12 protein-coding genes are annotated in these 14,014 nt (G+C 49.5%); 2 read left to right on the top strand and 10 right to left on the bottom strand.

The genetic code is table 11. The annotated features are described in order from the left end of the window. Positions 1-48: 48 nt before the first annotated feature. The 7 genes from NYE29_RS34270 to NYE29_RS34300 all read right to left on the bottom strand — a co-directional run bounded on the left by NYE29_RS34270 (position 49) and on the right by NYE29_RS34300 (position 7,220). The gene (locus tag NYE29_RS34270; protein ID WP_076113291.1) at positions 49-315 is read right to left on the bottom strand and encodes a spore coat protein CotJB; all 267 of its coding nucleotides are present in this window, start codon (positions 313-315) and stop codon (positions 49-51) included. Positions 316-319: 4 nt separating this feature from the next. Then, positions 320-547 carry a spore coat associated protein CotJA gene (locus NYE29_RS34275; RefSeq protein WP_340899545.1) on the bottom strand — a complete coding sequence of 76 codons (228 nt, stop codon included), beginning with the start codon at positions 545-547 and terminating at the stop codon, positions 320-322. Between the two features lie 247 nt (positions 548-794). Further along, on the bottom strand, positions 795-2,153 hold the full coding sequence (locus NYE29_RS34280) for a hemolysin family protein (RefSeq protein ID WP_445322231.1): 1,359 nt from the start codon (positions 2,151-2,153) through the stop codon (positions 795-797). A gap of 21 nt (positions 2,154-2,174) precedes the next feature. Continuing rightward, the gene (gene yfkAB, locus NYE29_RS34285; protein WP_076113289.1) at positions 2,175-3,311 is read right to left on the bottom strand and encodes a radical SAM/CxCxxxxC motif protein YfkAB; all 1,137 of its coding nucleotides are present in this window, start codon (positions 3,309-3,311) and stop codon (positions 2,175-2,177) included. Positions 3,312-3,609: 298 nt separating this feature from the next. Continuing rightward, entirely contained in the window at positions 3,610-4,713 is a 1,104-nt protein-coding gene (locus tag NYE29_RS34290; protein ID WP_340899546.1) for an HD-GYP domain-containing protein, read from the bottom strand. A 150-nt stretch (positions 4,714-4,863) separates the two neighbouring features. Beyond that, a complete protein-coding gene (locus NYE29_RS34295; RefSeq protein ID WP_038588572.1) occupies positions 4,864-5,691 on the bottom strand; it encodes an undecaprenyl-diphosphate phosphatase in 828 nt (275 codons plus the stop codon). 77 nt (positions 5,692-5,768) lie between these two features. Next, positions 5,769-7,220 (bottom strand): bifunctional metallophosphatase/5'-nucleotidase, encoded by a 1,452-nt coding sequence (locus NYE29_RS34300; RefSeq protein WP_076113288.1) that lies wholly within the window; start codon positions 7,218-7,220, stop codon positions 5,769-5,771. A 137-nt stretch (positions 7,221-7,357) separates the two neighbouring features. Between NYE29_RS34300 and NYE29_RS34305 the strand changes: the two genes are divergently transcribed. Both NYE29_RS34305 and NYE29_RS34310 read left to right on the top strand, forming a co-directional pair. Then, complete coding sequence (locus tag NYE29_RS34305) at positions 7,358-8,071, top strand: molybdenum cofactor biosynthesis protein (RefSeq protein WP_340899548.1); 714 nt, start codon at positions 7,358-7,360, stop codon at positions 8,069-8,071. Positions 8,072-8,150: 79 nt separating this feature from the next. Further along, positions 8,151-9,191, top strand: a complete 1,041-nt coding sequence (locus NYE29_RS34310) for an HD-GYP domain-containing protein (protein WP_340899549.1) — start codon at positions 8,151-8,153, stop codon at positions 9,189-9,191. 128 nt (positions 9,192-9,319) lie between these two features. Here NYE29_RS34310 and NYE29_RS34315 read toward each other — a convergent pair whose 3' ends face one another. The 3 genes from NYE29_RS34315 to licT form a co-directional block, all read right to left on the bottom strand. Then, complete coding sequence (locus NYE29_RS34315; protein WP_076113285.1) at positions 9,320-10,777, bottom strand: glycoside hydrolase family 1 protein; 1,458 nt, start codon at positions 10,775-10,777, stop codon at positions 9,320-9,322. 19 nt (positions 10,778-10,796) lie between these two features. Further along, positions 10,797-12,653, bottom strand: coding sequence for a beta-glucoside-specific PTS transporter subunit IIABC (locus NYE29_RS34320; protein ID WP_076113284.1), 1,857 nt, complete (start codon positions 12,651-12,653; stop codon positions 10,797-10,799). A 220-nt stretch (positions 12,654-12,873) separates the two neighbouring features. Then, positions 12,874-13,719 (bottom strand): BglG family transcription antiterminator LicT, encoded by an 846-nt coding sequence (licT, locus tag NYE29_RS34325; protein WP_076113283.1) that lies wholly within the window; start codon positions 13,717-13,719, stop codon positions 12,874-12,876. Positions 13,720-14,014: the final 295 nt, after the last annotated feature.

Genomic DNA, 14,014 nt, shown 5'->3' on the forward strand with positions numbered 1-14,014 from the left:
TCCTTATAGTTTTATTCGCCTAGCCGCTTCGCCGGGGCCAGCGTGCCGCTATACCTGCCAGGGCCAAGGGCTCTGGCTCCATTCCCAAGGACATTTGGAGTAGGCGCGGCCAAAGTTCTGCAGCGGGCCGTACAGCTCCTGAAATTGATTAGCCAGCCGGGTGCGCTCCTGAGTCAGCTGATTGAACTGTTCAATCGCTCTTAAGTCCTCGGGATGGGTATCCAGATACAGGTTAAGCTCCACCAGGGCAAAATCCAGAACCTGCAGCTGCTCCAGCAATTCATAGTAACGGGGCTCGCAAGGATTTGCTTCCATCGTCCTAAATTCCTCCTTTGCCGGCTTTGGATTCATACGGGCTGAACAGAGCGGGCCAAAGTGTCCCCGCCCTCAGTGCTTCAGGTAACGGAAACTGCGGCAATCCCGGGGGCTGAAAAGCAATAAATTGGTTAGGCGGCACAACATACGTTTTGAACGGCACCGGCGGACAAGGGTCAAATGGTCCCCTATACGGGGTCCATACACGTTCCTCGGAGTTCAATAGATACACCCTCCTTAAAGTTTTGTTAGCAAATACTTCCTTGATTCAGCTTCGTACAAACCACGCTTCGAAGGATTTGCTTGATTTACCTTTCTTCTGAACACACATCTCTTCGTAACTAATTTATGACTGGCTGGGGTGGAATCAGAACGCCCACGCAAAAAAACCGCACCTTTTACAAAGAGAAGGAATTCTCCATGTAAAGATACGGTTTGTAAACTGTCCGGCTGCATTGAACCGGCAATATTGTAAAAGCTTATTCCTTTTTTTCATCCGTCCCGGTATCGTCCTCTTCACTTACAACCGGCTTTTCCCGGTGGATATTGATTCTTGTAATCCGCAGCCGGGTGGATTCTTCTACTTCAAAGGTGACATCGCCCACAACAATCCGCTTACCCTTGGACGGATTGCCTTCCAGCTCTTTGAACAGCCAGCCGCCGATGGAGTCGACCTCATCATCCTCAATAATCACACCCGTAAGATCGTTGACATCCTCAATCAGCATCCGGCCCTCAACTGAGATATAATCTCCATTGCGCTCGACGCTCGGACGTTCATCCTCGAACTCATCATGCAGATCGCCGACAATTTCTTCAAGAATCTCCTCAGCGGTCAGAAGTCCGGCTGTACCGCCGTATTCATCAACAACCAGCGTAAGCTGGGCTTTGTTCTTCTGCATCAGGCGCAGTGCATGGCTGATCTCCATCGACTCTGGTACATTCAGAATCGGGCGGACCAGCGAAGCCAGATCATTCTGCTGCTCTAATGGTGCGAACAACAGGTCGGTAATGTGGATGAAGCCGATAATCCGGTCCTTATCCTCGTTGGCAACCGGATAACGCGAATGTTTCGTCTCCGTAATGATCCGCATATTCTCTTCCAGTGTAAGATTGCTATAGAGCACATCCATATCGGTACGCGGAAGCATAACTTCACGGGCCAGCAAATCGGAGAATTCAAAAATGTTATCCATCAGCTTCATCTCGTCTTTATCAATGACACCGCTCTTGGCGCTCTGATTCATCAGAATCCGGATTTCTTCTTCCGAGTGAGCCGCCTCGGCTTCACTGGCCGGTTCAACCCCCACCAGTCTAAGAAGAGCATTGGCGGATGCATTGAGCACCCAGATAAAGGGCAGAAACAGGTTATAGAAGAACATTAGCGGTGCAGAGAGCAGCAGCGCGGAGCCTTCAGTTTTTTGAATCGCCAGGGACTTTGGAGCAAGCTCACCCAGCACAATATGTAAAAATGTAATAATGGAAAATCCGACAACGACAGACACAGTGGAAATCAGTGTATGATCGGTGACGCCGAGTTGGAACATTAGCGGTTCAACCAGCAGCTCTGAGATGGCCGGCTCACCGACCCAGCCGAGACCCAATGAGGCGAGGGTAATACCGAACTGGGTCGCTGACAGGTAGGAATCGAGCTTTTTGTTGACCTTCAGCGCGTATCCAGCCATCTTGTTGCCTTCACTGACAAGCTGGGTCAGACGCGATTGTCTGACCTTTACCAGCGAGAACTCCGCCGCTACAAATATACCATTCAACAATACAAGCACCAGAACCAGCAAAAGATTAAGCAGCAATCTTCCTATGTCAAATTCCGTATGCACCACTATAACAACGCCTCGTTTCTACAAAGTGATCGCTTTCCTTGATTTGAAATCTACCTCTGGATAATACATATCGGCCACCAAAAGGTTGGGCCCGCAGCAGCCAGCTTCATCACAGTGGCAATTCACTTTCTGATTAAGCGGATGCTTAGTCTGCCACTCGGCGAAAATGTCATCCAGCTTGCTGGTACTGATGTTGCCAAAGGCGGAAATATCGGCAAAATCCGTGACAAACACATCACCTGTAAATAAATTTACATTCACACGGTTTCTTCCGTCCGGATCATTGCGCAGCGTCACATTCTTCTCGGTACGCAATCTGCGCAACAGCTTCTGATCCTGTTCCAGGAAGCTGCAGGCAAAAAACGGCAGAGTGCCAAACAGCATCCACATCTCCGGATCGCGGTGATCCAGCAGGGAATGAATGGCATCACCCATTTCCTTCAGAGACAGCACAGGGAGCGAAGAGGCAAAGCTGGAAGCGTACATCGGATGCACCTCATGCCGTCTTGCGCCCATATCGCCAATCAGCTTATGAATTTCAGGCAGCTTGGTGTGTGTACGATAGTTAATCATAGATTCTGCTGAGATCAGCATACCGTCTTCACTGAGCCGCCGTGAATTCTCAAGCATCGTGTCATATAAACGATACGCCGCTTCACGTGACACCGGATGGCCGCTGTTGGCGAAGCCTACCTCATGGAAGTCGTCTCCGTTCACATAATTGAATGAGATATGCATCACGTCCAGATACGGCAGCAGCTGCTCGTAACGGGCGTAGGGCATAGTCAGATTGGAATTGATCTGCGAACGTATGCCCCGCTCACGGGCATATTTCAGCAGCGGCACGATGATATTCTCTACAGTCGATGCGCGGAACATCGGCTCCCCGCCGGTAATACTGATCGTTTGCAGATGTTCTACCTGTTCCAGGCGGTCCAGCATATTCTTCAGAGGCAGCATTTCTCCTTCTTTCATCGTCAGGCTGTCGCCAACCGCACAATGTTCACATCGCATGTTGCATAGATTGGTAACCGTCATCTCCACACTGGTCAATACATGCCGTCCATGCTTGCGAAGTGAAGTAATCGGATCCCATGGATCGTAGCTCGGCGACAGTTCACGGACAGTTGTGGAGGATGGTTCTAATATACTCATTTCTTATTGCTCCTTTAGTGCGTATTCCTTATTATTAACCCAAAATAAATCAAAAAGAACGTTGACTTAACCTATATCATACCACGAGCAGCAAAAAAACTGCACTTTCTGGCAATTATGCCGCTCCAAGCGGCGTAATTGCCAGATCCTTTTGTTGCGGCCCGGGGAACCTTTCCTTTGGAAGAGTATAAAAAACAGCGGGGAAGAAAGCAGGCCGCACCGCTGCGTAACCTGCTTTCTTCCCTCGCTGCGAAACGGCAGGGAAGCCGAAAAGCTATCTCCCTGCCGCCAACATCAGTTAGGTCACCTTCACCATAGATTGATCCTCATCTGACACGCCGACGATCACAACGGAAAGTGCCCGGCCAAGATCCCGTTCAAAGGGAGTAACCGCCTCACCCTCGGGGCCGGCAAATACCCGCACAACCGGCCTGTGGGGGATACTGGGATCAATTTTGACCACGACGCCGCTCTCGCCGGTGCTCAGCTTCACTGTGAGCCCAAGCGGGTAGATCGCTACACGGTCTCTGAACAGCTCCAGCTGGTTTTGCTCATACAATGTCCCTGATCCAACATACAGCGCTTCTACCGCCTGATGCGGCAGCATCGCTTTTTTATAGATCCGGTTCGAAGTCATGGCATCGTAGGAATCGGCTATCCCCAGCCACTTGGCATATTCATGGATTTGCGAACCGGTCAGCCCGCGGGGATAGCCGGAGCCGTCAATACGTTCATGATGCTGTAGGGCACAATGCGCCGCGAGCAGCGGGATATTCGGCTCATCCTTGAGAATCCGGTATCCGATTTCAGTGTGGGCCTGCATATGGCGGAACTCCTCGTCGCTGAGCATCCCCGGCTTCTGGATGATTTTGACCGGAATCTGCGTTTTGCCAATGTCATGCAGCAGCGAGCCCAGCCCAATTACCCGCAGCTCCTCTTTGCTGTAGCCATGGGCAATTCCAAGCACCAGCGTATACAGACAGACATTAAGCGAATGGACATAAAGGTAGTTGTCAGCTGTATGCATATCCGCCAGCATAATCATCGGGTCCTCCAGTGATGACATGTCTTCCAGAATGGAGTCCATCATCTTGGAGAATTTTTTGTCGAGATGATAGAAGCCTTTAGTTATGCCGGAAGCACCGGACATATCCTGAAACTGGCTCCTAATGACCTTCAGCGCCTGATTGCGCGTCTCATCATGCAGCATTCCAGTAATTACGATATCTTCCGTGATGGCATCCTCTATATAGATATAGCCGATGTCGATCCTTGCCAGCCGCTTAATTAAGGCATCCGTAAGTTCTATTCCGTCCGCTAACAGAACAAGTCCTTCATCATTATAAATTTTTTTACCCAGCTTCATTCCCGCCTGAAGCCGATTCACGGATACTAAACGCACCTTGGCTCACTCCTGCCCTTAACGGTAAATTACTATTCTGTTTCAAAATCTTAGGGTCAACACGCTGTGTCTATACCGTTGCCTTGAGCGATCCGGCAAGAAATTTGTGATGAACGGATACATCCTTGCCGGTACCAAGTTTTTTGGAGATTAACGCATAATAAACAGCCAGAAAACAGCTGCCAGGATAAACCGGTAGATCGCAAAGTGTGTCGGTCTGATCTTTTGAATCAGCTTCATGAACAGGATTACGACCACATAAGCGACTATAAATGAAATTACGAATCCAATGGCAAAATCCCAAATGGTGTCACTTGTAAAATACTTGTACGAATCCAGCAGCTCATAGCCCGAAGCCGCACACATAATCGGAATGGCGATGAGGAAGGAAAAATCCGCCGAAGCCTTATAGCTGACACCGCTCAGCATACCGCCTGAGATCGTAGAACCGGAGCGGGAGAAGCCGGGCCAGAGTACGGAAATAATCTGATACATGCCGATAGCCAGCGCCTGCCCGTAAGACAGATCATCAAGCTCATGCGCAGTTACACGGATCTTGCGTTTGTTCACCCATTCTGCAACGATCATTAGAATCCCGCCGGCGACAAGTGCCCATAACACCGTCGTAGCCCCGAAAAGCCCCTTGATAAAGTCACGGGCAAAAAATGCCACGGCCAGCGCCGGAGCAATTCCGAGAATGATGTGCACCAGATTGAGACGTGAAGCAGGCATCACACCGCCTCTGCCTTGACGGCTGCGTCCGATCCCCAGCAAATTCAGAACCCGCTGGCGGTAGACCAGAGCAATGGCCAGAATCGCACCGAGCTGAATGACAATTTCGTATGTCTTCATTATCGGCTCTTGCTCGTTATAGCCTAATAGTTTCGTGGTAAGAATCATGTGGCCTGTCGATGAAACCGGAATAAACTCCGTAATCCCCTCTACAATAGCCAGAATAATTGCTGTAATAGTATCCATCTTAGCCTCCTGTTCTTGAACATATGAAACTTGTTGCAGCTTGTTGCTCTAGATTTACATATGTAGGTGATGCCACATTAAGTCGCTCTGCTCTCCCAGCGGACGAGCATACATTCCTCAAGACTTCCCGGATGCTGCAGCTCCATCCGCAACAGATCGCGCAGAAAATGTGGCAGCAGATACACTGTATCACGCCCGTTAGCGATACTCTCATATCCGCTCCGAAAAGTGAACATGTCCAAAGTCCCTACTTCATATTCCCGGCTTTCCTCCAGCGGTTCTCCATCGACAAAAATGGCAATATCGTTATCATAAGGCATGACCGCCGGATCGTACAAGATTTTTAATCCATCCACAGCCAGGCTTCCCAGCACGTTCCCCCGGAAACCATAGCCGAAGATTGCCTTATTGCAGAACTCGTCTGACAGGCTCTGTTCAAGCGCCGTGCGGATGTCTTTGCCGGCAAGCTTGACAGTACAAGGATTAATCGGTGAGGGACAGAGCGCATGAAGCATCCCTGCAGTGATATTCCCCTTCGGAAGCGGCCCGAGCAGCTGTCCGGTATTGACTAATGCGATCGGACTGCCTGTGAAACGCCGCACCGCCTGCGCCAGCAGATTGCCAAAGGGTGATTCGCCCTGCAGATCCAGCGGCAGCTCGCGGTCACTGATCGCCACCGTCTCCTCCAGCACTTCAAGACCACGCTGCAAATTCATCCTAACGGCAGGAGCAATAACATTCTCTCTCAGATTAGGATCAACAGCAATACATCCGCCGTTCAAGAACTTGAACGAATCTCCAGGCGCTGTCCGTTCAAACACAAGCCTTCCTACATAGCGGCCGAATTTCCCCGCACCGCAAACGGCGGTCCCGTTAATGATGAGCGGCGTTTCCAGCATATGATGCGTATGTCCGCCGAGGATCGCATGCACACCTTCCAGCTTCTCCGCCAGCGCCCGGTCTGCAGGCAGGCCAAGGTGAGAGAGAATAATGACAAGGTCGACCTGCGGGGCCAGAAGACGGCACTCCTCACGCAGCGCCTCCTCAGGGTCCATGACATCCCAGCCCATCAAAGAATAGAAGGAAGTGAAAGCTGCCGTAGCTCCCGTAATCCCGATTCTGATGCCTTCCTTCTCCACAATCGTATGGCGTTTGATCCAGTGCGGAGGTTCTCCCGTCGACGAATCCAGGAAATTGCAGCACACCACCGGGCACTGTAGGCCGGTGAATATCGCAGACAATGTCTCTTGCGCATCTCCCTGCGAGAAGGTCAGTCCTTCGTTGTTGCCGATGGTGACAGCGTCGTATCCGGTCAAGTTTAGAATATCAATGTTCGCCTGGCCCATAGTACCTTCGGTTTCCACAGCTGCCCGGTCCATATGATCCCCGATATCCACGAGCAACACGGGATCTTCACCCGCCTCAGCCTTTAGAAGTTCTATCTGCGCAGCAATCGGACTCATCATTTCGAAGTGGCTATGTATATCATTCGTATGAAGTATGGTCAATCTTTGCGGCGCGGATTCCATCAGCTTCTATCCCTCCCACCTGTTTAGCCGTTCTGAATGTAGCGGCAGGTGTCTCATCTTATAAGACCTAGCATAACATTTTCAGGGCTAATATGGTATATTTGAATCATTATCAGAACCTAAGAGGTGAATAAACCATGCATATAACTATACGTCTGTTTGCCGGGCTGGCCGAGGTAATCGGCTCTTCCACCCTGTCTTTTCACGTTCACGATAACTCCGTAACTGCGGGCCGTTTAAAGGAGCTTCTCTCTGCCTCCTACCCTGATGCGGCGGCACAAATCAGCGTTTCTTTGGTAGCTGTTGACCATGAATACGCTCCTGATGATACTGAGATCTCCGAAACCTCCGAAGTCGCCCTGATTCCTCCAGTTTCGGGAGGAGAAGCAGTACCCTCAACTAGCGAGACCGAAGATGGTCTGTTCAGTATTACCGGCCTGCCGCTGAATGCAGAAGCTCTTCTGGATAAAGTGCTTGACAGTGATCACGGAGCTTCATTAGTCTTCGTCGGAACTACGCGTGAGATGACCGGAGACCAGCGGACAACAGCGCTTCATTATGAAGCTTACATCCCGATGGCGCTGAGCAAGCTGCAGGAAATCGGCAGGGGGGTTCAGGAACGCTGGAACGCCCGCTGCGCCATTGCGCACCGGATAGGGCTCGTAGGCCTTAAGGAAGCCAGTGTTATTATTGCGGTGTCAGCGGCGCATAGGGATGTCTGTTACGAAGCGAGCCGCTACGCCATCGAGAAGCTTAAAGCCTCCGTTCCAGTGTGGAAAAAGGACATCAACGAATCTGGAGAACAGTGGCTCGGCTCTGACCAAAAAGCACAGAATTACCAGATAGATTAACCAGTAATTCAAAACCATTGAATATTCCCGACTTTGTTGCTATGCTGGAAAAAATAGCTAATGTAAGGTGGCATATTCATTGAAAGTACACGTCATGGATCTTAAACCGGGTGATTGCCTGCGGATGGACACCTTTAATTCAAGAGGGCTGCATGTATTACCTAAAGGATCATCTCTCCAGATCGAGGAGATAGCCAAGCTGATACAGCATGGGGTAGATTATGTTGATATCGAGGAGGCGCATGTAGCACAAGTCCCAACCAGCAGGTCTTCCATCATTCAGGCCGTAGCCGCCAACTTTGATACAAGTATTGAAGGCTTTGAATCGGTATATATGGAAGCGTTAACCAAAGGGAGCTTTAATCAAACCGTAGTGGACGATATTCTCCAGCCATCACTGAACTCCTTGGATAAACACAAGGATGTAGTCTCTCTGCTGCTTCTGCTGAACCGGGATGATAATTACACTTATAACCATTCACTTCAGGTGGGCATGCTTTCTTATTATATCTCCTCATGGCTGGGGTATTCCAAGAAAGAATGCTATGAAATCGGCCGGGCCGGATATTTGATCGATATCGGAAAATGCCGGATCTCCCCCTCCATTCTGAATAAGCCGGGCAAGCTGTCCCCTGAGGAGTACGATCAAGTCAAATTACATACGATTTACGGTCACGAAATCATCCGCAGCTCCATGAATGATCCTTATACCGCGTTGGTTGCCCTGCAGCACCATGAGCGTGAAGACGGCTCCGGGTACCCCAACAACCTTACGAAATCAGACATACACCCTTATGCCCAGATTGCTGCCGTAGCTGATATCTACAGCGCAATGACCACACACCGTGTTTATCAATCCAAGCAAGAATTGATCTCCGTACTGCGTGAAATCAACAATCTCAGCTTCGGCAAGCTAAACGGCAGACCTGTACAAGCCTTTATCCAGCATTTAATGCCTAATTTCATCGGTAAACGCGTGCTGCTGAGCACGGGAGACATGGGTGTCATTGTCATGAACAATCCGCTGGATGTTTTCCGACCGCTTGTGCAAAGCGAAGGCATATTCCTTGACCTGTCCCGCGAACGCAAAATCGCGGTGGTTGAAATTTATATGGAATAGTTAACTTCGGTTTAAATATTCCCACGCAAGAAGAGGTTCCCTTTCGCCAGTGACGGCTGAGGGAACCTCTTCTTTATGATCCATAATTATTGCTTGTGAGAAGCAGCTCACACTATTACTCCTGAGTCCTACAATTCCTCACCATTGCTGGCGATGACTTTTTTGTACCAGTGGAAGGAATCCTTTCTGGAACGGTTCAAGGTACCGTTGCCGTCGTCATCCAAATCAACGTAGATAAATCCGTAACGCTTGGACATTTCAGAAGTGGACATGCTCACCAGGTCTATCGGCCCCCAGCTTGTATATCCGATCAGCTCAACGCCGTCCAGTACCGCTTCCTTCATTTGAGCAATATGCTGTCTTAAGTAATCAATACGGTAGCTGTCATGGACAGAGCCGTCTTCCTCAACCTTGTCATACGCGCCAAGACCATTTTCGACGATGAACAAAGGTTTCTGATAACGGTCATACATCGTATTCAGCATAATCCGCAAACCGATGGGATCAATCTGCCAGCCCCATTCCGAAGCCTTCAGGTAAGGGTTCTTCACACCGCCGAACAGATTGCCCTGTGCGCGTTCTCCTTCCGGACTTACAGACACGGTCAGCGTCATATAATAACTGAAAGCCACATAATCAACGGTGTGGAGTTTCAGAATTTCATCGTCACCCGGCTCTTTATGAATAACCACATTGTTTTCCTCGAAAAACCGCTCCATATACTTCGGATATTCCCCGCGGGCATGCACATCCGTAAAGTACAGATTCATCTGGTTCTCCTGCTGATTCTTCAGGACATCCTCAGGATTGCAGGTATTCGCATAACTTTCCATCCGGGCAAGCATACAGCCCATCTGCGAACCCGGGATGATCTCATGCACCAGCTTGGTGGCGAGAGAGCTGGCGACAAACTGGTGATGCAGCGCCTGGTAGATTGTCTGCAGCTTGTTCTCTGCCCGGTCGATTACAACGCCGCCGCCCGTGAATGGACTTAGCGTCATCATATTGATCTCGTTGAATGTGATCCAATATTTCACTTTGTCCTTGTAGCGCCGGAATACGGTCTCCGCATAACGGGTGAAGCAAGCGATAACCTCGCGGCCTGCCCAGCCGTTATATTTGTGAGTCAAGCCCAGTGGTGTTTCGTAATGGGCCAGTGTCACAAGCGGCTCGATGCCATATTTATGCAGCTCGTCAAAGACATCATCATAGAATTGCAGTCCTGCTTCATTCGGCTCGGCATCATCGCCGTTCGGGAAGATGCGCGCCCAGTTGATCGACAGACGGAACACTTTGAAGCCCATTTCGGCGAACAAGGCAATGTCCTCTTTATAACGGTGATAGAAGTCCACCCCTTCACGTTTCGGGAAACGTGCGCTGAATTCCCCGGACAGAATCTGTTCAATCCGCTCGGAGGAGATTTCTATAGCATGGTCATTTGTCCGCTCGGCCTTAGGCACGTAGGCAACCATATCCGCACTGGACAATCCTTTGCCGTCGGCATCGTATGCCCCCTCCAGCTGATTGGCGGCTGTAGCGCCGCCCCATAAGAAGTTCTGCGGAAATCCTTTTTTGATCACTGTCATGATTTAATCTCCCTCTTTTCTAATTGATAATGGTCAACAGCAGGTCGCCATTTTGTACTTTGGCTTCAGTAGTCTTAAGCACATCCAGATAATTTGCAGAGTTGGTCACGATCACCGGTGTTGCAGTTACAAAGCCGGCTTCACGAATCGCTGCTACATCGAATTCCAGCAGCAGTTGGCCCTGCTCGACCTTATCTCCCTCTTGTACCCGTTTGTCAAAATGTTTTCCTTTGAGCTTCACGGTATTGACCCCGACATGAATCAGCAGCTCGGCACCGCTCTCGGAGGTAATGCCAATCGCATGGCCTGTCGGGAATACAGTTGTTACGGTTCCTTTCACCGGTGAGGTCAGCCGGCCTGAATCCGGTTCAATCACGATCCCCTGGCCCATGGCTCCGGAGGCAAAAGCTTCGTCCGGCAAAGCTTCCAGCGGCATAAGTGTTCCTGTCAGCGGGCTGGCCACCGTCTCCTTGTCAATCAGCGAGGGTGACGATGCGGCAACAGGCCCGGGAGCCTCCTCAGCAGGTACTGCAGGGTCATCAAATCCAAACAAATACACCAGAATAACCGCTAATACAAAAGCAACAACGATACCGATGACAACCCAGGAGAATCCGTCGCCAAAATAGGTCGGCAGAGCCAACAGACCCGGTAAGGAGAAGCTTATTGCTTTGGCTCCGCCGATAGCGATGATCGCACCACCGATGGCTCCGGAGATGCAGGCGTAGATGAACGGTTTCTTCAGCTTCAAGGTGACGCCGTAGATCGTCGGCTCGGTGATCCCGAACACAGCAGCCAGTGTTGAGGAGCCGGACAAAGCTTTTAGCTGCGGATTCTTTGATTTCAGGAACACGCCGAATACCGCACCCGCTTGCGACAAGACTGCAGCAGTAAGGATAGGCAGCATGGTGTCATAGCCCAAAGTGGCAATATTGCTGAGCATAACCGGTACGAAACCCCAGTGTACACCGAAGATTACGAACACCTGCCAGAATGCTCCGGCAATGGCACCGGCAACCAATGGACTTAAATTGTAGAGCCAGGTGTAGCCGGAAGCCAGCCCATCGCTGATCAATGAACCTACAGGACCGAAAGCCAGGAAGGTCAGCGGAATAACGATAAGCAGTGCGAACATCGGAACCAGGATATTTCTAACCGATTCATGAATGAACGAACGGAACCACTTCTCTATATAGGACTGCACCCAGACCGCCAGAATGATCGGAATGACACTGGATGAATAGTTGATCAGTACAACCGGTATTCCCAAGAAGCTGAGCGGGTCCGGTGCGCTGACTGCGGTTATCACTGCCGGATAGACTAAAGCGCCTGCTACAGCAATGGAGACAAATTGATTAGCCTTGAACTTGCGCGCAGCCGTAACTGCCAGAAATACCGGCAGGAAGTAGAATACGCTGTCCGAAGCCGCATTCAGAACCAAATAGGTCCCGCTGGCTGCATTAATCCACTCCAGAGATAAAATTAAGGCGAGCAGCCCTTTGAGGATCCCTGCCCCTGCCAGTGCCCCGAGAATTGGGGAAAAGATACTGGAAATGATATCGACGGCTTTGCCCAGAACACTGGTACTCTCTGAAGACTCATCGGCTTTGCCGGATTTTTCGGCATCCTGGAGTGAAGTTTCCTTCATAATCTGCTCGAACACCTGGCTTACATTGTTGCCTATGACTACCTGAAACTGACCGCTGTTCTCCACCACAGTGATGACGCCTGGAGTTTTCTCCAGTGCCGCTTTATCTGCCTTCCTCGAATCCTTAAGCTTGAATCTTAATCTTGTGGCGCAGTGGAACACAGAGTTCACGTTGTCTTCGCCGCCTACAAGCGTAATAATCTGTTTGGACAAGTCTTTGCTGCTCATATTAGTTTGCTCCTTTACAGCTTAGAATGTAGATCGTTGCAGCAAGTATAGGTTGTGCCAGCTGTTGACCTTATACTCCTGCAAACAAGAAAAACCTGAACTCACAGCAAAAAGGAAACGTCATCACACGCCCATTTTGCCATCAGTTCAGGTTTTGCCTGCCTTACCAGTAACACCCTGTCAGATGATCATTATTTTGTTTTCACTTTCAACCCAAGCTTTACTCCAGATTGTTGCGTTCCGTTACCCGCTGGATATGGATGGTCAGATATACGTATTCATCCTTGCTTAAGCTTTGGCTATAGGACTTTTCCAGATAATCATTGATTTTGTTGGCGCATTCAAACGCCTTCACATAAGTCTGCTTAAGCTGATTGTACAAAAAATCCTCACCGCTGCTGCTGCTCTCCTTCTTCAATACCCGCATGGAGAAATATTGCAAATGTGTAAGGAACCGCGAATAATTCAGTGAGCTCTCGTCCAGTACGACCTTGTAGTGGTAAGTGACAATATTCAGAATGTTCTGGACAATTTCTGTCATCTTGATCGTGGACTTCATTTCACTGCCGTCCATTCTGGCATTTACCAGATGCAGCGCGATAAACCCGGCTTCATCCTCGCCCAGCGAAAGTCCGGTAGCCCTTTCAATAATCTTCAGTGCATCCATCCCAATGGAGAATTCCTTCTTATAGAAACGTTTAATTTCAAACAGCATCGCATTTTTCAGTGCAATCCCCTTTTCAAAACGTTGGACAGCAAAATGGATATGATCTGTCAGGGTCAGATAGAGATTGTCGCTAAGCTCTGTACCGAGAACTCCATTCGCATAGGTGACAATTTCATTCGCTAATTCCAGATGAGCCACCGGAATGTCGTTCAGAAGTTCAGTCAGTCTGGCCGTGAATTGATTTTCGTTCAGCAAAAAGATTTTATCGACCTTTTCCGGATCTACATAGTCGCCGGCTACTTTATTGAAGGAAATTCCCCTGCCCATCACAATGACTTCCTTGCCTTTCTGGTTCTTGGTTAAGAGCACATTGTTGTTAAGTATCTTCTCTATAATCATCTGTTGATCACCCCCCGACATATAGTTTGTACAAAAAAAGCCTAAGCTGATCCCAATATCATTAAAAAAATGATACTCGCATCAACTTAGGCATTGCCCGCCTTACCGGTCACAATCCTGTATTACTGTTATTGTAGCACAAAAAAAAGCGATTTCAAGATTTTTGTGTTCTTTTAGTCAAAATTTTATTATTCCCGGTGATTCTGCATGGTTTGGATTAACCACCGCATGGCGAGGCTTAAGAAGAGGCAGTGATTGAAGTTGTTTGCGAACTGCTCACAACCTTTGAGGAGGA

The sequence above is a fragment of the Paenibacillus sp. FSL M7-1046 genome (assembly GCF_038007405.1).
Taxonomy (GTDB): Bacteria; Bacillota; Bacilli; order Paenibacillales; family Paenibacillaceae; genus Paenibacillus_AQ.